The sequence below is a fragment of the Rhizobium rosettiformans genome (assembly GCF_016806065.1).
Classification (GTDB): Bacteria; Pseudomonadota; Alphaproteobacteria; order Rhizobiales; family Rhizobiaceae; genus Allorhizobium.
In genome coordinates this window covers 3,691,445-3,711,502 of the sequence record NZ_CP032405.1, presented here as the reverse complement: position 1 = coordinate 3,711,502, position 20,058 = coordinate 3,691,445, and the positions used below count along the sequence as shown (strand labels likewise).

The following is a 20,058-nucleotide window of genomic DNA, read 5'->3' as shown; positions in this document are numbered from 1 at the left end:
TCGACCCCTATGCGCCGCCGACGGCATAGGCGGCGATCGCCGCCAACGACAAGACGAGAGGCAGCAGGCGCTCGCCTCTCAATCGCGCCTTGGTGACCAAGGCGATCGTCGCAGATGCAGCCAGAGCGGCCGCAAGCAGTACCGTGCGAACCAGCGCGCGGCTGCCATCCGTCTCGATCCCGGAGGAGTCGATAGTCGGGTCAAGCCCCGGCATCCAGTCGTAACGATCGCCGCTCAGCAGCAAAATGCCCGAGATGGCAAGGATAGCGGTTGTCGAAAGAAAGAGGCGTGACAGGCGCGCCATGCTTTACTCCTCCCCAATCAAAACGGGCGCGAATGTCTCCGCGCCCGTCTCGTTATGTCACATGTCCGCTCGCCGGGTATCAGCCGAAGACGCGGGCAAATATCGTGTCGACATGCTTGGTATGGTACCCGAGGTCGAACTTTTCGCGAATGTCTTCTTCCGAAAGCGCGGCGCGCACCTCTTCATCACCCAGCAGTTCTTCCAGGAAGTCGGCACCCTTTTCCCAAACCTTCATCGCGTTGCGCTGGACGAGGCGGTAGCTGTCCTCGCGCGAAACACCGGCTTGCGTGAGCGCGAGCAGAACGCGCTGGCTCATGACCAGACCCTTGAACTTGTTCATGTTCTTCAACATGTTGTCGGGGTAGATGACGAGCTTTTCGATGACGCCGGCCAGACGATTGAGTGCAAAGTCGAGGGTGATCGTGGTGTCCGGGCCGATGGCGCGCTCAACGCTCGAGTGGCTGATGTCACGCTCGTGCCACAGCGCCACGTTCTCCATGGCCGGAACGACCGACATGCGCACGAGGCGGGCAAGGCCGGTGAGGTTTTCGGTCAGAACCGGGTTGCGCTTGTGCGGCATGGCCGACGAGCCCTTCTGGCCCGGCGAGAAGAATTCTTCCGCTTCCAGAACTTCGGTGCGCTGCATGTGGCGGATTTCGATCGCGACGTTCTCGATCGAGGAGGCGATGACGCCGAGGGTGGCGAAGAACATCGCGTGACGGTCGCGCGGGATGACCTGGGTCGAGATCGGCTCCGGCACGAGGCCGAGCTTTGCGCAGACGTGCTCTTCGACGCGCGGGTCGATATTGGCAAACGTGCCGACGGCGCCGGAGATCGCGCCGGTCGCTACTTCCGCACGGGCATTGACGAGGCGGTCGCGGTTGCGGGCCATTTCGGCATAGAAACGGGCAAAGGTCAGGCCCATCGTCGTCGGTTCGGCATGGATGCCATGGCTGCGACCGATGCGGACCGTGTCCTTGTGTTCGAACGCGCGGGCCTTGAGGGCTGCCAGGACCCGATCCATGTCGGCGATCAGGATGTCGGCCGCGCGGACCAGCTGGATGTTGAGGGTCGTGTCGAGCACGTCCGACGAGGTCATGCCCTGGTGGACGAAGCGCGAGTCCGGGCCGATGAATTCGGCGAGATGTGTCAGGAAGGCGATGACGTCGTGCTTGGTGACGGCCTCGATCTCATCGATGCGGGCGACGTCGAATTCGGCCGGGCCACCCTTTTCCCAGATGGTGCGGGCTGATTCCTTCGGGATCACGCCGAGATCGGCGAGCGCGTCGCAGGCATGGGCCTCGATCTCGAACCAGATGCGGAACTTGGTTTCGGGGGACCAGATGGCGACCATTTCCGGCCGGGAGTAACGCGGGATCATCGGGCTCGTCTTTCGTTGGACATGGAAAATGCTGGCCCCCCTTAGCAAAGTGGGGCGGCAAGCTCAACGGCTGCGGCGGGCCATCATCATGCTGAGTACCAGAAGCATTGCCAATCCGACCGGCAGCAGGTGACGCAGCCCGAGCACGGCAAACTGATAGAGGGCAGATGCGGTGGTGAAAATCTGCTGATAGACCCAGATGCGCGAGGGGAATGGCGCATGCCAATGGGCATAGAAGGTTCGATATTGCAGGACGTAGATCCCGGCGATTGCCCCAACGGTGACGATGCCGAGCAGCAAGAGCCAGGCCGCCAGGACGGTCTGCGGGCCGCCGCGCCTCTCGACCAGGTAGATGAGGGGCAGGGCGACGAGCCAGCCGATCAGACCGCCGGCAGCGTAGATCAGGGTCAAGGCGAGGTCATTGCTGCTCGTCGCGCGCCCGAAAAGATGGACGGAAAGCTGAAAGCTTGCCGCCATGGCCAGCGCCCAGGCAAGCGACCCGCCCATCCACAACAGGACCGACGGCAGGGGGCTGCGCGGCATCAGGGCTTCACTGGCACGGCGAGCCAGCGCAGATTGTTGCCTTCAAAGCCGAGGGATGACACCTGAACCATGATCATGTGCGGTCCGTTCGAGCCGTAACCCGGGGTGACGACTCCGCCGATCGCATATGCACTCGGGCAGTTGCGGCTCTTGGGAATAGATTTGTCGCGGTAGACCTCGCGCCGGGCTTCAGGTGTTTGGTCATCGGCGATCGAAAGAGCAAAGCCGCGAACCGCCACATCCATACTGGCGCAGAGATCCTCGCCCTTGACGTCGAACTCTTCGAGGCTCACGCGATAAACCCCTTCCGCCACGTAGAAGCCGGGAAATGCCTGATAGCGTAGTTCATCGATCTTGCCGGAGAGCTCGCTGATCGGCGCGAGGGCCACCAGATAGCCGGGATCATCACCGATCTTGCGGGCCTCCAGAATGTCCTTCGCCTGCTTCAGGCTCTCCCGTCGCGCTTCGCCGACCGAAGCTTCTTCCCGCTTGATCAAGACGCTGACAGGTGTGCCCGGGACATACCGGTCCGTTTCGGTGTCGATCACCTGGATTTCGGCATAGGCAAAGCCGGAGCCATCCTGCTCGCCGAATTGCTCGAAGGCGAAGAACTTGCCGTCAGGCGAGAAACCCAGGGGGCGCATCTCCGCCACGTCTCCGGCTGAGGCCGCAGAGGCCGTCAGAAGCGCAAGCGCGATGGCAGATAGCTGCAGTTTCAAGCCCGACCTCCCTCGGCTGCTTTGCGCAGAGTGTCGACCGTCTTGCGGTAGTCGTCAACGCCCTTGCCCTTGAAGATCGCGGAGCCCGCAACCAGTGCATTGGCACCGGCCTTAGCGATCTCGGCGGCATTGTCGGCGGTGACGCCGCCATCGACCTCGAGGTCGATCGGGCGGTTGCCGATCAGGGCCTTCGCCTTAGCGATCTTGTCCGTCATCGCGGGGATATACTTCTGGCCGCCGAAGCCCGGGTTGACGCTCATGATCAGGATCAGGTCGAGATCATCCATCACATGCTCTAGGACCGAAAGCGGCGTCGCCGGATTGAGCGAAACGCCGGCCTTCTTGCCGAGCGCCCGGATGGTCTGCAGCGAGCGGTGCAAATGCGGACCGGCTTCCGCGTGCACGGTGATGATATCGCAGCCAGCATCGGCAAAAGCGGCGAGATAGGGATCGGCCGGCGCGATCATCAGATGGCAGTCGAAGACGGCCTTGGTCCAGGGGCGCAGCGCCTTGATGATCGCGGGGCCGAAGGAGATGTTTGGGACGAAATGGCCGTCCATCACGTCGAGATGCACCCATTCTGCGCCAGCGTCGACGACGTCGCGCACTTCTTCTCCGAGGCGGGAGAAGTCGGCAGCCAGAATGGAAGGCGAGATCAGGAGAGGACGGGTCATCGGAAGCTCCTCGCGGGCCAGGGATCGATCGATGCCGTCGCGGACGAGAGGCGCGGGCATCAGCTGTTGATGGCGGTCCGCATAGCATCGGCGCCCTTGAGCGGCAACCATGCCTTCGGATGAGACGCCTGTCATCGGCATGGCTGGCCTTGACGATTGCTGCCCGGCGCTGCATCCCTCGGCAAAAGCATAGCCATCCGGGAGGACGACATGGCCAAATTTGCAATCATCACCGGCGGCAGCTCCGGCATCGGCCGTCATCTGGTATCGGCCTTTGTCCGGGAAGGCTACGACGTCGCCTTTACCCATCTCGGTCAGCCGGATGCCGCAGCGGAGGTCGAGAAGGAAGTCGCAGCCCTCGGTGGGCGCGCGATCGGACGGGAATGCGAGGTGGCCAACAGCGCTGACATCGAAGGATTCCTGAACGAGGTCATCGCCTGGGCGGGACAAGTGCCAGACGTGCTCGTCAACAATGCCGGCATCCAGACCTGGGCCTCAATGCTCGAACTTTCCGAAGAGCGCTGGGACGCCGTCGTCAGCACCAATCTCAAGGGCACCTTCCTAAACAGCCAGCGCGTGGCGCGCCGCATGGTGGAGGCTGGCAAGGGCGGCTCGATCATCAATCTCGGCTCCGGCTGCAACAAGCATGCCTTCCCGAAACTGGTCGACTACACCGCGTCGAAGGGTGGCATCGAGCAGCTGACCAAAGTGTCGGCCGTCGAGCTCGGGCCGCATCAGATCCGCGTCAATTGCGTGGCACCGGGTGCTATCGAAACGGCACGCACCCAGGCCGAAGCGCCTGACTATGCGAAGACCTGGGGCGATGTGACGCCTCTGCGTCGTGTCGGCACGCCGGAGGATATCGCAGGGCCGATCCTCTTCCTTGCCGGTCCGCAATCGGCTTTCGTCACCGGCCAGACGATCTGGGTGGATGGCGGCGTGTTCAGCCAGGCCTTCTGGCCCTACCGCGACTGAGCGCGCTTACTGCGATGGTTCGGGCACGGGCACGAAGGCCTTGCCCTGCCATTGCAGTAAGCGATAGGGGTTCTCGGTCAGCTCATGCCCCTCGCCGAAGGTAATCGAACCGATCGCCGTCTCGAAGGTCGTGCCGATCAGGGCATCCGTGACGGGTGTGCCCATGGCAGACGAGATGCCCCAGGAATCCGCGAGCATGGTGACCGCCGCGTGGGCCGGCAGAACATAGCCCTCCGGCGCGATCCCCACAGCTTCGAACGCGCTCATCAGCGCCGATGCCGATGGACCTTGCGGTGTCTCCACTAGACCGACCGCGAGCACTCCATCTTCCAGAGGGACCGGTTCGTCTGCCGCGCGCATGGCTTCACCGCCGAGCAGCGTCAGCGACAGGCCCTCCGCTTTGGCATCCCGGGCGATGATCGAGACATCGTTGCGATCGCCACCGACGAAGGCGTGCGTGATGCCGGCCGTCTTCAGCCGCCGGACCAGCGTCAGTTGCTGTTCCTGTCCCGGCCGGAAGGTGTCGACGAAAGCGGGCTTCAGGCCGCGCTCCTCGAGCGTGATTCGGATGGCCTCTGTCAGTTCACGGCCGCGGATCGTGCCGTCTTCCAGCAGCGCCACGGGCTCGCCTGGCCAATCACGCAGGATGACTTCGGAGAGCTTGGCGGATTCCTGATCGCCATTCGGTGCGAGACGGAAAAGCGGCCAGCCAGCCTTTACCGCATCCTCCATCAATCCCGTCCAACGAACCGACAGCGTCACTGCGGGCAGATCGGCGTCTGCCAGTACGGGCAGGCCTTCCTTCAGTGTTTCGCTGCAGAGAAAGCCGACCGCTGCTGTCGCGCCGGCCGCCGTGATCGCTTCCGCGACCGCCTGGCCGCTGCCGTCTGTGCAGGGTTCATCGATCTCGACGAGGTTTATCGACAGGCCCTCGGCGGCGAGCGTTGCGCCCTTTCGCACCTGATCGCCGAGCACGGCGAAGCTGCCGGTTTTCGGCGCAACCAAGGCAAGTTTCAGCTCCGCTGCCGATGCTCCAGGTATGCCCGGCAGCAGGAGCAGTGGAAGCGAAAGCCAGGTTGTGAGCAAGCGCGATTGGGGCATGCCGCGATCCTAGCCGACGCGCAGGCAATTGGAAATGCTGGCTTTCCGCTTATCGAAACGGGTCCGCTGTGAAATCGTGATGGTGTTGTGGAAAAGGTAAGGGCTGCGGCCCATATTCCGATATCGACGGGGGAACATACCGAGGGGAGTTTCGAGTTTGAGCATGCAAGTTCTGGATCCGGTCGTCTATCGCGAGGCCATGAGCCGTTATGCGGGGCATGTGCAGATCGTGACGACGGAGCATCAAGGCATCCGGCGCGGGGTCACCATCACTGCCGCCTGCTCGGTGTCAGACAGCCCGCCCATGGTGCTTGCCTGCCTCAACAACAGCAATCCAAGCAATGCCGTGCTTTTCGAGAGTGGGCATTTCGCGTTGAACACGCTGGGCGCCCATCACCAGGATCTGGCGAATGCCTTTGCAGGTTTCGGCAAACTCTCGGCCGAAGACCGTTTCGCCCAGGCCGAATGGCAGGTGATGGAGACCGGCTCGCCGGTGCTTGTCGATGCGATCGTCGCCTTCGACTGCGTCGTGACTGACCGCAAGGTGACGAATACCCATACGGTGCTCTTCGGCGAGGTGAAGGCGGTGCATTTCGGTGAGCGTGAGCCGTCTCTCATCTATCTGGACCGGTGCTATCACACGCTATAGACTTTCCCTCGAACATGGGAGGAGACATGGCAGAGACCTCGGGAAAGGCGCTGCCGGAGACGATCGATGGCATCATCGATCTGCTTTCGGCTGAGGATTATCTGGCCGGCAGGCCGCTTGCTACCGTGCTGTTTCTGGCGCTCAGGATGAAGCGCCCGCTTTTCCTGGAAGGGGAAGCCGGCGTTGGTAAGACCGAAGTCGCCAAGGTGCTCGCCAAGGCGCTCGACCGCCCGCTGATCCGCTTGCAGTGTTACGAGGGCCTCGATGTGGCCTCGGCTGTCTACGAATGGAACTATCCGGCGCAGATGCTGGAAATCCGCATGGCCGAAGCCTCCGGCGTCTCGGATCGAACGCGGCTCGAAGGCGACATCTTCTCCGAGCGCTATCTGATCCGCCGTCCGGTTCTGCAGGCGCTGCAAGGCGAGCCGGGACGCGCGCCGGTCTTCCTGATCGACGAACTCGACCGCACGGACGAGGCCTTCGAGGCCTTCCTGCTCGAGGTGCTCTCGGATTTCCAGGTGACCATCCCCGAATTCGGCACGGTGAAGGCCGCCGAGCCGCCCATCGTCATTGTCACGTCGAACCGCACCCGCGAGGTGCATGATGCGCTGAAACGCCGTTGCCTCTATCACTGGGTGGACTATCCGACTGCTGCCGATGAACTGGCGATTATCCGCCGCAAGGTGAAGGGCTGCAACGAGCAGCTGTCTCGGCAGATCGTCGCCTATGTCCAGAAGCTGAGGACCATCGACCTCTTCAAGAACCCCGGCATTGCCGAGACCATCGACTGGGCAACGGCACTGACCGAACTCGACCGGTTGGCGCTTGATCCTGAGACCATTGCAGACACGCTGGGCACGCTTCTGAAATACCAGGAGGATATCGCCCGCATCCAGGGCAGCGAAGGCGAAAAGCTGCTCTCGGAGGTCAAGGCCGAGCTCCTGGCAAAGGCTGGCTGAGATGGAAAGCTTCGGGCCGCATCCCGCCAGTGGACGCGACGGCATCGTGGTGCCGCCGCCGGTCAAGGGTGACGGGCAGCTAGCCGACAATATCGTGCATTTCGCGCGTGTCCTGCGAAAGGCTGGCCTGAAGCCTGGCCCCGGTGCCGTCATCGATGCCATCGAGGCGGTCGACGCGATCGGTATCGGTTCGCGCATCGAGTTCCATGCTGCGCTTTCGGCGATCTTCGTCAAGCGGCACGAGGATCAGCCCGTTTTCGATGAGGCCTTTTCGGTCTTCTGGCGCTCGCGCGATCTCGTCGGCAAGATGATCGCCTTGATGTCGCCGGTGGCGGCCATCGGTGAGCGACAGAAGCCGAAGGCCGGCGGTGCGCGTGTGAGTGACGCGCTGTTTGCGGATCGGAACCGCGAGCCGAAGCCACGCGAAGAGCCGGATGTCGAGGTCGATGCCCGGCTCACGGTCTCAGGCCAGGAGGTGTTTCGCCGGCTTGATTTCGGGCAAATGACAGCCAGCGAGTTGAAGGAAGCGCGGCGCGCGATCGAGCGTTTGGCTATGCCGCTTGATCTCGTTCAAACGCGCCGCTACCGGCTCTCTCCGCGCGGGCGCCTCATCGATCCGCGCGCCAGCATGCGTCAGTCGCTGCGAACCGGTGGCGATCTGATGCTGCCGAAGTTCCGGGAGCGTCGGCAACAACCGCCGCCGCTCGTCATCCTTGCCGACATTTCCGGTTCGATGAGCCAGTATACCCGCATCTTCCTGCATTTCCTGCATGTGCTGACCGAACGTCGCCGCCGGGTGCATACCTTCCTTTTCGGAACGCGGCTCACTAATGTGACGAGGCAACTCCGCCATCGAGATCCGGACGAGGCGATCGCGCAATGCACGGACGCCGTTGCCGACTGGTCGGGCGGTACGCGGATCGGCGAGACGCTGAAGCTCTTCAACCGCCATTGGGGACGGCGCGTGCTGGGGCAGGGTGCCGTCGTGCTCCTGATCACCGACGGGCTGGAGCGGGACGAGGTCGATATGCTTGCCCGCGAGACCGACCGGCTGCATCGCTCGTGCCGACGCCTCGTCTGGCTCAATCCACTGCTGCGCTTTGCCGGTTTCGAAGCGCGCGCGCGAGGCGTGCGGGCCATGCTGCCGCATGTCGACGAGTTGCGGTCAGTCCATACTCTGGAAGCGCTGTCGGATCTCGTGCAATCTTTATCCGGTGCGCCGGATCGGAATTGCGACCCCAAGCGTTACCTCGCTTCAGACAGGAGCCTGCCATGACCACCGACGCCGTTCTGCGCGATCCGCTTGAGATTGCCGAAAGCTGGTTCGCCGAGGGACGATCCGTCGCGATCGCGACCGTAATCGAGACCTGGGGCTCGGCGCCGCGCCCGGTCGGCAGCCATCTTGTCATCGACGGCGAGGGCAATTTCGAAGGCTCGGTCTCCGGTGGCTGCGTCGAAGGGGCCGTCATCTCCGAGGCGCTCGACGTGATCGAGAGGGGCATGCCGAAGATGCTCGAATTCGGCGTGGCCGACGAAACCGCCTGGCGGGTTGGCCTCTCCTGCGGCGGCCGCATCCGCGTGCAGGTCGAGAGGCTCGGCTGATGGAGATTTCGACGCTTGCGGCTCTGAACGCCGCGAAACGTGACCGTCTCGGCGCCGTGCTGGTGAGTGACCTGGACACGGGCGTCTCGCAACTGTTCACTGAGGATCAGATTGCTACCGATGCGCTGGGGCAGGAGATCCGGGCGCGTCTTCTCTCGGGCAAATCGGGCATCGTTGATATCGAGGGCAAGAGCCTGTTTCTCAACGTCCATTTGCCACCGCCCCGGATCTTGGTCGTCGGTGCCGTGCATATCAGCCAGGCACTGGCGCCCATGGCAGCCCTATCCGGCTTCGCGGTGACCATCATCGACCCGCGCACGGCCTTTGCAACGCCCGAGCGCTTCGCCGGCATCGATCTACGGGCTGACTGGCCGGACGAGGTCTTCGCTGCGATGCCGCTCGACCGCTACTCGGCCATGGTTGCCGTGACCCATGATCCGAAGATCGATGATCCTGGCCTGATCGCGGCTCTCCATGCCGGCTGCTTCTATGTCGGCGCGCTCGGCTCGCGCAAGACGCATGCGAAGCGGATCGAGCGGCTGACCGCCGCCGGTATCGACGCAGAGAGCATCTTGCGCATTCATGCCCCGATCGGCCTCGATATCGGTGCAGCTACGCCGGCTGAAATCGCGGTCGCGATTCTTGCCGATATCATCCAGTCGCTGCGCCGGCGCAGTGTTGGGGCTCTTCCCGGCGCCCGAGAGGCCACATCGTGAAGTTCGGGCCAATCCCGACACCTGAAGCTGGTGGTGCGATCCTTGCGCATTCCCAGCCTTTGGCTTCCGGCAAGCTGTCCAAGGGACACCGTCTCCAGGCAGACGATCTCGCACGCTTGCAGGCAGAGGAGGTAAACACCATCATTGTCTGCCGGCTGGAACCCGGTGACCTGATGGAAGATGAAGCGGCCGATCGGTTGAGCGCCGTGATTGATCTTCGCGGGCTCACCCGCAGTCCGGCATCGACCGGGCGTGTGAATTTCTACGCTTCGGCGAATGGTCTCTTTCGTGCGAACAAGACCTTGGTCGACCGCTTCAACGCCGTCGATCCCGCGATCACGCTTGCCTGTCTCGCCGATCGGCGGGACGTGCGGGCCGGCGATCTCGTCGCGACCGTCAAGATCATTCCGCTGGCCGTGGCGGGTGCGCGTGTTATGGAGGCTGCTGCCATCCTGCAGGAGGGTATCGCCTTCGAGGTCGCGCTCTATCGCAGGCACCGGGTGCATCTCGTCGCCACCCAACTGCCGTCCCTGAAGCCGTCCGTCATGGACAAGACGACCCGCGTGCTCGAAGCCCGGCTTGCGCCCTCGGCGAGCCGACTTGCATCCGAACACCGGGTCCCGCATCGGGCTGACGCCGTGGCGGACGCCATCCGCGCCTCGCTTTATGACAGAGCTGGCGCCGAAGACGGTCCGCCGCTCATCATCGTCTTCGGTGCCTCGGCCGTGGCCGATGCCGATGATGTCATACCCTTGGCCATCCGGCTTGCCGGCGGCGTGGTCGATCAGGTCGGCCTGCCCGTTGATCCCGGCAATCTGCTGGTTCTCGGTCATGTAGGCGATGTCCCCGTCATCGGCGCGCCGGGATGCGCCCGCTCGCCGAAGGAAAACGGATTCGACTGGGTCCTGAACGGCATTCTCGCCGGTCATCCACCCAATCGTGTCGAAATGGCCGGCTGGGGAGTCGGTGGTCTGCTGATGGAGATCCCGAGCCGTCCGCTGCCGCGTCTAAGCGCCACGAAGGATGTCGATCCGGCGGCCCTTGGCCTCGTCGTGCTCGCCGCCGGTCGGGCAAGCCGGATGGGCGAGGGTGGTCGCCACAAGCTGCTTGCCGAGTTCGAGGGCGAACCATTGGTGAGACGTTCGGTACGTCAGGCGATCGAGGCTGGCGTGGGTCCGGTTACCGTCATCACCGGGCACCGGAGCGACGAAGTAACTGCTGCGCTATCGGCCCTTGCCGCGGACGTTACCGAGAACACAGAGTTTGCCTCCGGCATGGCGAGCTCGCTGAAGGCTGGCCTTGCAGCCGTCGAGGCGAAGGGGCTGCCTGGCATAATGGTGCTGCTTGCCGACATGCCTGATGTCTCCAGTGGTGATATCGCAGCACTCGCCCGTGCCTATGTAAAGTCCGGTGGCAAGGCGATCGTGCGCGCCGTGTCCGATGGCCAGCGCGGCAATCCCGTCATTTTGCCCGCAGCGACCTTCGAGGCCTTGAAGGCACTGGAAGGTGATATCGGAGCCCGCCCGGTGATCGAAAGCGCGGGCCTTGCCGTCATCGATGTCGAAATCGGCGCGGCTGCCCGTCTTGATGTGGATACGCCGGAGGCTATTGTGGCGGCCGGTGGGATCTTGAAGGACTGACCATGGACAATGCGGCGATCGAGGAAATGTTCGAAGCGGTCGGACCGGTGACCATCCGCCGGATGTTCGGTGGCAAGGGCATCTATGCGCGCGGCATCATTTTTGCGCTCGAATTGCGCGGCGACCTAATGCTGAAGGGCGATGAGGAGAGTGCGCCTCTCCTGGAAGAAGCCGGCGCCAAGCGCTGGTGCTATGAGGGCCGTAGCGGCAAGCCTGTCGCCATGCCCTATTGGACGATCCCCGATGAAGCGCTCGACGACCCGGATATCATGGCAAAATGGGTGCGGATCGCGCTCGATGCCGCGATGCGGGTCACCGAGCGTGAGGCCGCTCAGCGCAGATAGGTCAGAACCGTCTGGGTGAAAACCGAAAGCGGCTGCGGCAGGTCATCCAGATCAAACCAGCCGATTTCCGAAAGCTTGTCCGGTTCGGTCAGTTGCGGATCGCCGGTCGTGTCGTCGGTGACGTAGAGAAGCGAAATCCAGTGCTGGCGGTCCGCCTCGATCAATTGTTCGGTCATGCCGAGATAGCGGATCGGACCGATCGATAGCCCCGTCTCTTCCTCGGCCTCACGGCGCGCGGCGATCTCTGCCCGCTCCATGTGGTCGACCTTGCCACCGACGATGTTCCAGTGGCCGGCCTCCGGTGCCTTCATGCGCTTGCACAAAAGCAGTTTGCCATCCCGAAGGATGGCAAGACCAACCCCGAGACCGGGGAAATCAATACCGGGCTGCCCCACTGGGATCAAGCCTTGGCGGCAGCGACGATCAGCATGAAGGCCGGGATGTCATCGCCGAAGCCAACCGGCGTCGGACCGTCGTCATGGTCGTGATGACGGTTGCGGCGGCGATCACGATTGTCGTCGTTTGCCGGATAAGGATTGTTGCGGTTGTTGCGCGGGTTCTGATCGCGGCGCTTGTCCGTTTTGCGTTCTGTCGCCACCGGCTCCACCTTGATCGCTTCCATCACCTGAACTTCCTCTGCCGCTTTGACTGGTTCGACGCTTGCCTCGACGGGCTTCACATACTCGCTGCGCGTATCGGATTTATGACCGCCGCGCCTCTCGCGACCCTTGTCGCGACCGCGTTTTCCACGGCTTTCGTCGTGGCTCTCAGCCGGCGCCGGAAGTGCCGATATGTCCCCGTCATGCCATTCGATCGTCTGACCGATCAGCTTTTCGATGGCGTCGAGGAATTTCGTGTCGCTGCGCGTCACCAGGGTGAAGGCTGCGCCCGAGCGGCCGGCACGACCGGTGCGTCCGATGCGGTGGACATAATCTTCCGCATGGATAGGTACGTCGAAATTGAAGACGTGGCTGACATCCGGGATGTCGAGGCCGCGGGCGGCAACGTCCGAGGCGACCAGAAGCGTGATCTGGTTGTCCTTGAAGCCGGCCAGCATGTTGGTGCGCGAGCGCTGGTCCATGTCGCCATGCAGGGCGCCGACGGAGAAGCCATGACGCTCCAGCGAACGGTACAGGTCGGCGACGTCCTTCTTGCGGTTGCAGAAGATGATGCCGTTCTTCAATTCGCTCTGGGTGCCGATCAGTTCGCGCAGCTTGGCACGCTTCTCGTAGTCCTTGTTGTGGCAGGCAACGAGACGCTGCGTGACCGTGAGTGCGGTCGAGGAGGGCTTGGCAACCTCGATGCGTTCCGGGTTCTGCAGAAAGCGGTCCGCCAGTTTCTGGATTTCCGGCGGCATGGTGGCTGAGAAGAACAGCGTCTGACGCGTGAACGGGATCATCTTGGCGATGCGCTCGATATCGGGGATGAAGCCCATGTCGAGCATGCGGTCGGCTTCGTCGATGACGAGGATCTCGACGCCAGTCATCAGAAGCTTGCCGCGCTCACAATGGTCGAGCAGGCGGCCTGGCGTGCAGATCAGGACGTCGGCACCACGTTCCAGTTTGCGATCCTGCTCATCGAACGAAACGCCACCAATCAGCAGCGCCACGTTCAACTTGTGATTCCGTCCGTACTTCTCGAAGTTCTCGGCGACCTGGGCTGCCAATTCGCGCGTCGGCTCCAGAATGAGCGTGCGCGGCATGCGAGCCCTTGCGCGGCCCTTTTCTAAGAGCGTCAACATCGGAAGAACGAAAGATGCGGTCTTGCCGGTGCCTGTCTGCGCGATGCCGAGAATATCCCGCCGCTGCAGGGCCGGCGGAATTGCGCCTGCCTGGATCGGGGTCGGAATGGTGTAGCCGGCATCGGTGACGGCAGAAAGGACTTTTTGGCTCAGGCCAAGGTCAGCAAAAGTGGTCAAAGGGAAGTAGTTTCCGTTCCTGTTCTCGCGAACATCGCTCAATAGCCCGGAAGATCGGGCGACAATGGTTGCGGCGAATAGAAGGAAACTGCCGGAAAGTCAAGGAAACGGGCGGATTTACCCCTACAAAGGCTTAATGATCACGATTAATTGGCTTGCAACGTCATGGTGATCCGCAAACCGGAGCCCTGCTGACGGAAAACCTGCTGCGTATCGTCGCCTCGCCGTCAATTGATAAGCGGCGTCAGCTTCATTCCGGCATTGAGAAAACGCATGGGATCGACAGGGGCGCCGTTGCGCCGGACCTCGTAATGCAGATGCGGCCCGGTCGACCGTCCCGTCGAGCCTGCCAGGCCGAGAATTTGCCCGGTTTCGACCGTGTCGCCCTCGCTCACCAGAATGCGGGACATGTGACCATAGCGGGTGGAAAGGCCGAGTCCGTGATCGATTTCGACCATGTTCCCATAGCCGCCGGAAAAGGTTGCCGTGACGACCTTGCCGGCCCCGGTGGAGCGGATTTCCGTGCCCGTCGGTGCACGGAAATCGATGCCGGCATGCATGGCAAGTCCGCCGAAGAATGGATCCGGGCGATTACCGAATCGGCTGGTGATTTCTCGGCCAGGGGCCGGGTTGGCAAAGGGCAGACGCTTGGCCGTTTCGCGAACCGTCTCCAGACGCGTTAGTGCCACATCCAGCGCATTCAGAGAAGCGTTGAAATCCCGGTCTGACTGCGGCGCCAGATAAGGACCACCGACGGCGTCGGTTGCCGGCAGTGCAGCCTGTTCGTCGATCGGCACGCCCTGACGCCTGAGGATCGCGGCAATCTCGTCGGCGGTCTGCGAGGCGCCGTTCGCCAGTTCGTCGATTCGTTGAAGCTGCTCGGCCTCGATCTCCTTCAGCGACAGCGTCATGTGCGAAAAGAGGCGGTCGGCGCGGTCTGCGACATTTTCACCGGTCATGGGTACGTAACCAAGCGCGAGCGCGCGACGTTGCGGGACTTCCGATTTCGACGGCGCTGCTGTTTCACCGAGCAGGGCGGCAAAGGCTTGTGTTCCCGTCGAGAGGGAAGCTCGGTCCTTGCCCTCGACCAAAGGCTTTTCGGCCGGCATGGGGCCATCAGTGGGGAGAGCGTCCGGCGCACTGTCCGTCTGCAGAAGCGCGTCGATCCGACCGTGACGCGAGGTCAGCGCCATCTGCTGTTCGAGGAGTTTCTCGACCTTTTCCTCGACCACCTGCTGGTCGAGTAATTGGCGCGAGGTGACGCGGTCCACCTGGGCGCGGAGCGCTGCGATTCGGTCTTCATATTCATGCTGCATGCGCGCCTGGCGCGCCATGGTGGCGCCAATCAGGTTGTCGCGCAGGACGAGGTAGGTCGTGGCGCCGAGATAACCGATCGCCATGGTGCCGAGAAAACAAACGGTAAGCGCCACCATCCACGGACGGATCGTCATGTGGCGGATGCGATCGCCGCTCGCCAGAATGATGATGTGCTGTTCCCGGCGCTTTCCGAAGACCTGGTTGTTCGAACCCGTCGTCACGCTGACCCCCATTTCATGCCGGGCAGGCCGCCGTCACGCGATTGCCCGATGCGGCGAGTCGCCTGTCCGATCCGCCGTTAGCAATTACGCATAATTAGGGTTAATGAAGCGTTAGGCGCTTGGAATTGCCTGTCAAACCGACGAGTTGTTCTTCGAGGACAAGGATCGGTAGAAGGACGGCGTCAACCCTGCTTCGGCGCGGGCGACGTCGTTGAAAGGGGCCTTGAGCTGACCGCGAAAATTGGCCCGAACCAGATCCTGGAAGGCTTTCGCCGGATCGCGTTTCTCGCGGGCGCAGAGGAAGCGGAACCATTTCGCACCGACAGCGACATGGCCTTTTTCGTCGTCGTAGATGACCTTCAGGACATCGGCGCTTTCGATGTCGCCCGTTTCGCGCATCTTGTCCTGCAGCGACGGGGTCACGTCGAGCCCGCGGGCTTCGAGGATGAGCGGCACGACGGCGAGGCGGGCGGTGAGGTCGTTCTTCGTCGAGTGAGCCGCCTGCCAAAGCCCGTCATGGGCGGGCATGTCGCCATAATCGGCGCCCAGTTCCCGCAGGCGATCACGCACCAGCCGGAAATGCTTGGCCTCCTCGTAGGCGACCTTCATCCACCCGTCGAAGAAGGAATGTGGCACCGGTTCGGTGGCGAAGCGGGCGACGATGTCGAGGGCGAGATCGACCGCATTGAGCTCGATATGGGCGAGGGCATGCAGCAGGGCGATGCGGCCGGGCAGGGTGTGCAGCGAGCGCTTTCCAACGGCTTTGGGCGGCACGAGCTCCGGTTTTGCCGGGCGGCCCGGACGATCGGGAAGCGGCGGATCGAGCGGCGAGCGCAGCGACAGGCGGCGCTCGTGCCAGCGGATCGCAGCAGTCTGGGCGAGCGCCGTCTTCTCGTCGAGGTCGGCGCTCAGGATTGCGAGGGTGGCAGCGCCGCGAAGGGAGTGAAAAGCCGTCTCGGGCTGCGTTGTCTCCAGCATGTCAGAGGGCCTGTGTCGCCTTCAGCACGGCCTCGGCATGGCCGGGAACCTTCACCTTGCGCCAGACCTCGGCAACCTTGCCGGATTTGTCGATCAGGAAGGTGGAGCGTTCGACACCCATATAGGTTTTGCCGTACATGCTCTTCTCTTTCCAGACGGCATAGGCTTCCAGTGCCTTGTGCTCCTCGTCAGATGCCAGCACCACCGAGAGGTTATGCTTGGCGGCAAACTTGTCGTGGCTCTTCACCGAATCAGGGGAGACACCGATGACGGTTGCGCCGAGCTTTGCGAATTCCTCCGTCAGGCCCGAGAAGTCGACGGCCTCCGTCGTGCAACCGCTCGTGTCGTCCTTGGGATAGAAATAGAGTATCACCGGCTTTCCGGCGAAATCTGAAAGCGAAACGGTGCCGCCGCCATTGCGGGGCAGGGAGAAATCGGGGGCCATGTCCCCGGCAGTCAAATCCGTCATGGGATAACCTTTCTTTTGCCCGTTTTGTGGGTGATTGTGGGCGCCTTCGATATATAGTCCGCTCCGCAGTCGTCCAGAGCGACTTGTTAGCGGCATCGATCGACGGAGACAATCACCAGGACATGTCGGAGATCCGGGGCGAAAAGCTACGGTTTCGCAAGCGGGACATTGTGCCGCTGCATGCTCTTCCGTCTGCCCAGGCCGAGGATCCCCTCATCGTGCATTGTCCGCCGCCGAAGCGATCGCTGTTCCGGCGCCTGTCGCGGGTGCTGGCCGGCTTCGCCGGGCTCTGGGTCGTCGTGTTCTTTGCGGTCTATGCCGTGGTCGAAAGCGGCACTCTCGATGCCGCTCTTGCACAACGGGCGCAGGCCGTCCTCAACAATGCGCTCGGACCGCAGTTCACCGCCAAAATCGGCGGAACCGAAGTGCGCTTCTCCAATGGTATGGAATTGTCCGTCGAGGCGCGGGACGTCACGTTGCACGAACAGGCGGGCGGCGAGCGGGTTGCCTTGACGAATTCGGTCCGTTTCATCCTCGAGCCATTGGCGCTTCTCGGCGGTCGGTTCTCCATCCGGGAGATCGTCAGCGAGGGCATCGATCTCGATGCGACGGTGTTGCCGAAGGGGGAGCCTGTCGACATCTCGGATTGGCGGATAGATCATATTCCGGCCCGGTTGGCAGATGCCTTTGCCGAACTCGACCGGCTGCAGGGTTTCATCGCCCGCGGCGGTCTCGACCGCATGCGCCTTGCCGGACTGGAGATCGCCTCCACGAGTGCGAGCGGCCGACCGATGACGCTTGCGATCGACGACATCGTGCTGGAACGCGGCGATGACGGTTCGCTTTCGATCTTCGGTGCGGTCGCGGTCAACGGACAACAAACGGAACTGACGGCGCTGACGACGAATGTCGATGGTCGGGCCGAATCGCTGACGATGCGCGTTGCCGATATGCGGGTGACCCCGTTCCTGCTGCGACGTTCCAGCACGGGCGAGGCGCGCCAGGGGATCGAAGGTTCGGCCGAATTGCTGCTCAATGCTCGGCGCGAGGCGCCGGATCAGGGTGCCAGCGTCTCGCTTGGCATCAACATGCAGAAAGCCGGCTTCTACTCCGACGGCCAACGGCAGGAGATTACCGATGCCCGTCTCAAGCTCTCCTACGACTTCGCCAAGGACACGATCGAGCTTGCCGACTCGACCGCGCGTTTCGATCAAACCATTTTTCCGCTGTCCGGTGGCCTGATCGATCTCGACCGGCTGCCGGAAGGCAGCAGTTTCGGCAAGGGTTTCGGCATCGATCTCGTGGTCACCGATGGCCGAGCGAATGTGCCGAGCGCTGGCGAAGCACCGTTTCCCTTCTTCCTGAAGGGCTATGGTCGCTACCTGGTTGGCGAAAACCGCCTGCAACTCGACACGCTCGACGTTTCCACGCCGTCGGGCAACATGCGCGGCAAGCTGCAGGTAGGCTTCGGTGGAACGGGGCCGGAGATCCGGTTCAACGCCGTGGTCGAGAACATGCGCACCACTGTGGTGAAGCAATTGTGGCCCTACTGGATTGCCTCCAAGCCGCGGCAGTGGGTTCTCGAAAACCTCTATGGCGGCATGATCCCCAAGGGTACGATCGATGTCTTCATTCCTCAGAACCGCCTGTCGATCGATCCGACGCCGGTGCGGCTCAATGCCGACGAACTGAAGATCGGGTTTGATCTGGAAGATGCGCGTCTCAATCTCACAGGCGAACTGCCGCCGCTGCGTGACGTCTATGGCCGCTTCGATATGGTCGGCGAGCGGGTCGACGTCGCCATTCGCTCGGCCGGGTCCTTCTTCCCGTCAGGCCGCATGGTCAAGCTGGAGAGCGGTCGCCTGGTGTTGCAGGACGCCTATGAAAAGCCTCTGATGGCGGATATCGACCTCGATATCGCAGGTGCTGCGGATGCGGTGGCCGAACTCGTTTCCTTCAAGCCGATCGAAGCGCTGAAGGTTGTGGACCTCCAGCCTTCGGACTTTTCCGGCAAGGTTCGCGGGAAGGCGAAGATCCGCCTCGGTCTGGTGCCCGATCAATCGCCACCCGAACCGAGCTGGACGGCGGAAATCGCTCTCGACGACGTGGATGTGGCCAAACCCTTTGACGGGCGTCTGATCGCCGATGTCACCGGATCCCTGTCGGTCGATCGCGACAAGGCCAAGCTCGCTGCATCGGCGAAAATCGATGACGTCCCCATGGAGGTGAACCTCACCGAGCCGGTGCGTCGCGGCGAAGGCGCTGTTCTCCGGGAACGGGTGGTCACCGCGACGCTCGACAATGTGGCCCGCGAAAAGCTTGCGCCGGGCCTCGGTGAGATCGTCAATGGAGCGATCAAGCTGGAACTTCGCCGGATCAATGAAACGACCCAGGCCGTCTCCGTTGATCTCCGATCCGCGACGCTGACCATTCCCTGGGTGGGGTGGTCGAAGGGGCAAGGCATCGGCGCAACCGCCAAGTTCGAGTTGGCCAAGGACGGAAAGCTGTCGCTGATCCGCAAGTTCGCTCTGGATGGTGAGGGCTTCGGCGCCTCCGGCGACATGACCGCGGATGATACCGGGCTTGTCGCCGCCAATCTGTCTCGCGTCCGCCTGTCGCCGGAAGACGAGGTGGCGCTGACCGTTCGTCTCAGCAAGGGCGTCTATTCGGTCGTGGCCAATGGCCGCGCCTTCGACGCTCGCTCGCTAATCTCCACCTTGCAACGGCCGTCCAGCGATAGCGGCGACACAAAGTCCTCGCGAACTTCGCTCAAGATCGAAGGGCGCTTCGACCGCGTGGTCGGGTTCAGCGGCGAGCAGTTGTCGGGTGTTTCAATCATCTATGGAGCGAGTAAAGGCCGGATCAGTGCCGTCGACTTTTCCGGCGTCACGGGAAGCGGTCAGGCGCTGGTCGCTAAACTGCGTCAGCCTGAAGGCTTGAGAGAACTTTCCGTCACCACCAGCGATGCCGGTGCCGTCTTGCGTTTTCTCGACGCCTACAAACGCCTCGGCGGCGGTCTTGCCAACCTGCGCCTGACGGAAACCCGCGACGGCGCCTGGAGCGGCAATCTCGATCTGCGCAACTTCCAGGTTGAAAACGAAGAGCGGCTCCAGACGATCGTCTCCGCGCCGACCGGTGCCGACGGACGCAGCCTCAACAATGCCGTTCGCAGCGATATCGACGTGAGCTCCGCGCGCTTCCAGCGCGCTTTTGCCCGCCTTTCCCTGGTCGGCGGCACGCTCAGCGTCGAGAACGGTATCGTGCGCGGCGAGCAGGTGGGCGCGACCTTCCAGGGGATCGTGCGCGATCAATCCGGACGCATCGACCTGACCGGTACCTTCATGCCAGCCTATGGGCTAAACCGATTGTTCGGCGAATTGCCTGTGATCGGTGCCATTCTCGGCAATGGGCGTGACCGCGGCCTGCTCGGCATCACCTTCAAGCTGACTGGGCCGACGATGAAGCCCAATCTGGTGATCAACCCCCTGTCGATCATCGCGCCGGGTGTGTTCCGCCAAATTTTCGAGTTCCGCTGAACGGGCTGACCT

20 protein-coding genes are annotated in these 20,058 nt (G+C 62.8%); 9 read left to right on the top strand and 11 right to left on the bottom strand.

The features are described 5' to 3' along the window. Nucleotides 1-7 precede the first annotated feature (7 nt). The 5 genes from D4A92_RS18235 to rpe all read right to left on the bottom strand — a co-directional run bounded on the left by D4A92_RS18235 (nucleotide 8) and on the right by rpe (nucleotide 3,621). Nucleotides 8-304, bottom strand: coding sequence for a hypothetical protein (locus D4A92_RS18235; protein WP_203016387.1), 297 nt, complete (start codon nucleotides 302-304; stop codon nucleotides 8-10). Between the two features lie 79 nt (nucleotides 305-383). After that, nucleotides 384-1,685: an adenylosuccinate lyase gene (gene purB / locus D4A92_RS18230; RefSeq protein ID WP_203016386.1), complete on the bottom strand. Its 1,302-nt coding sequence runs from the start codon at nucleotides 1,683-1,685 to the stop codon at nucleotides 384-386. 63 nt (nucleotides 1,686-1,748) lie between these two features. Next, on the bottom strand, nucleotides 1,749-2,228 hold the full coding sequence (locus D4A92_RS18225) for a hypothetical protein (protein WP_203016385.1): 480 nt from the start codon (nucleotides 2,226-2,228) through the stop codon (nucleotides 1,749-1,751). After that, nucleotides 2,228-2,947 carry a DUF2259 domain-containing protein gene (locus D4A92_RS18220; RefSeq protein ID WP_203016384.1) on the bottom strand — a complete coding sequence of 240 codons (720 nt, stop codon included), beginning with the start codon at nucleotides 2,945-2,947 and terminating at the stop codon, nucleotides 2,228-2,230. The genes D4A92_RS18225 and D4A92_RS18220 overlap by 1 nt, the downstream gene beginning before the upstream one ends. Further along, a complete protein-coding gene (gene rpe / locus D4A92_RS18215) occupies nucleotides 2,944-3,621 on the bottom strand; it encodes a ribulose-phosphate 3-epimerase (protein ID WP_069043787.1) in 678 nt (225 codons plus the stop codon). Before rpe ends, D4A92_RS18220 begins: the two co-directional genes overlap by 4 nt. A 210-nt stretch (nucleotides 3,622-3,831) precedes the next feature. On the opposite strand from rpe, the gene D4A92_RS18210 reads away from it, so the two are divergent. Further along, nucleotides 3,832-4,596 (top strand): SDR family NAD(P)-dependent oxidoreductase, encoded by a 765-nt coding sequence (locus D4A92_RS18210; RefSeq protein ID WP_203016383.1) that lies wholly within the window; start codon nucleotides 3,832-3,834, stop codon nucleotides 4,594-4,596. 6 nt (nucleotides 4,597-4,602) lie between these two features. On the opposite strand, the gene D4A92_RS18205 is transcribed toward D4A92_RS18210, so the two are convergent. Continuing rightward, nucleotides 4,603-5,697, bottom strand: a complete 1,095-nt coding sequence (locus D4A92_RS18205) for a branched-chain amino acid ABC transporter substrate-binding protein (protein WP_246753976.1) — start codon at nucleotides 5,695-5,697, stop codon at nucleotides 4,603-4,605. Between the two features lie 163 nt (nucleotides 5,698-5,860). Here D4A92_RS18205 and D4A92_RS18200 point away from each other — a divergent pair, with 163 nt between their 5' ends. The 7 genes from D4A92_RS18200 to D4A92_RS18170 are packed head-to-tail and all read left to right on the top strand — an operon-like array spanning nucleotide 5,861 to nucleotide 11,607. Further along, nucleotides 5,861-6,346, top strand: a complete 486-nt coding sequence (locus tag D4A92_RS18200) for a flavin reductase (RefSeq protein ID WP_203016382.1) — start codon at nucleotides 5,861-5,863, stop codon at nucleotides 6,344-6,346. Nucleotides 6,347-6,372: 26 nt separating this feature from the next. Next, complete coding sequence (locus tag D4A92_RS18195) at nucleotides 6,373-7,305, top strand: AAA family ATPase (RefSeq protein ID WP_203016381.1); 933 nt, start codon at nucleotides 6,373-6,375, stop codon at nucleotides 7,303-7,305. A 1-nt stretch (nucleotide 7,306) separates the two neighbouring features. Then, nucleotides 7,307-8,581, top strand: coding sequence for a vWA domain-containing protein (locus D4A92_RS18190; RefSeq protein ID WP_246753975.1), 1,275 nt, complete (start codon nucleotides 7,307-7,309; stop codon nucleotides 8,579-8,581). Next, a complete protein-coding gene (locus D4A92_RS18185) occupies nucleotides 8,578-8,907 on the top strand; it encodes an XdhC family protein (RefSeq protein WP_203016379.1) in 330 nt (109 codons plus the stop codon). Before D4A92_RS18190 ends, D4A92_RS18185 begins: the two co-directional genes overlap by 4 nt. After that, entirely contained in the window at nucleotides 8,907-9,623 is a 717-nt protein-coding gene (locus tag D4A92_RS18180; RefSeq protein ID WP_203016377.1) for an XdhC family protein, read from the top strand. Before D4A92_RS18185 ends, D4A92_RS18180 begins: the two co-directional genes overlap by 1 nt. Next, nucleotides 9,620-11,263: an NTP transferase domain-containing protein gene (locus tag D4A92_RS18175; protein ID WP_203016375.1), complete on the top strand. Its 1,644-nt coding sequence runs from the start codon at nucleotides 9,620-9,622 to the stop codon at nucleotides 11,261-11,263. Before D4A92_RS18180 ends, D4A92_RS18175 begins: the two co-directional genes overlap by 4 nt. Nucleotides 11,264-11,265: 2 nt before the next feature. Next, nucleotides 11,266-11,607 carry a TfoX/Sxy family protein gene (locus tag D4A92_RS18170; protein ID WP_203016373.1) on the top strand — a complete coding sequence of 114 codons (342 nt, stop codon included), beginning with the start codon at nucleotides 11,266-11,268 and terminating at the stop codon, nucleotides 11,605-11,607. On the opposite strand, the gene D4A92_RS18165 is transcribed toward D4A92_RS18170, so the two are convergent. The 5 genes from D4A92_RS18165 to bcp form a co-directional block, all read right to left on the bottom strand. After that, nucleotides 11,595-12,002: an NUDIX domain-containing protein gene (locus D4A92_RS18165; protein WP_203016371.1), complete on the bottom strand. Its 408-nt coding sequence runs from the start codon at nucleotides 12,000-12,002 to the stop codon at nucleotides 11,595-11,597. The two genes, D4A92_RS18170 and D4A92_RS18165, sit on opposite strands and share 13 nt — an antisense overlap. A gap of 5 nt (nucleotides 12,003-12,007) precedes the next feature. Continuing rightward, nucleotides 12,008-13,525: a DEAD/DEAH box helicase gene (locus tag D4A92_RS18160; protein ID WP_203016368.1), complete on the bottom strand. Its 1,518-nt coding sequence runs from the start codon at nucleotides 13,523-13,525 to the stop codon at nucleotides 12,008-12,010. 227 nt (nucleotides 13,526-13,752) lie between these two features. Beyond that, nucleotides 13,753-15,063 (bottom strand): peptidoglycan DD-metalloendopeptidase family protein, encoded by a 1,311-nt coding sequence (locus tag D4A92_RS18155; protein WP_203016366.1) that lies wholly within the window; start codon nucleotides 15,061-15,063, stop codon nucleotides 13,753-13,755. A gap of 132 nt (nucleotides 15,064-15,195) precedes the next feature. After that, on the bottom strand, nucleotides 15,196-16,041 hold the full coding sequence (locus tag D4A92_RS18150) for a ferritin-like domain-containing protein (RefSeq protein ID WP_203016364.1): 846 nt from the start codon (nucleotides 16,039-16,041) through the stop codon (nucleotides 15,196-15,198). Nucleotide 16,042: 1 nt separating this feature from the next. Further along, nucleotides 16,043-16,510, bottom strand: coding sequence for a thioredoxin-dependent thiol peroxidase (bcp, locus tag D4A92_RS18145; protein ID WP_203016362.1), 468 nt, complete (start codon nucleotides 16,508-16,510; stop codon nucleotides 16,043-16,045). Nucleotides 16,511-16,632: 122 nt separating this feature from the next. On the opposite strand from bcp, the gene D4A92_RS18140 reads away from it, so the two are divergent. Next, complete coding sequence (locus tag D4A92_RS18140; protein WP_203016361.1) at nucleotides 16,633-20,046, top strand: DUF3971 domain-containing protein; 3,414 nt, start codon at nucleotides 16,633-16,635, stop codon at nucleotides 20,044-20,046. The last annotated feature ends 12 nt before the right edge of the window (nucleotides 20,047-20,058 follow it).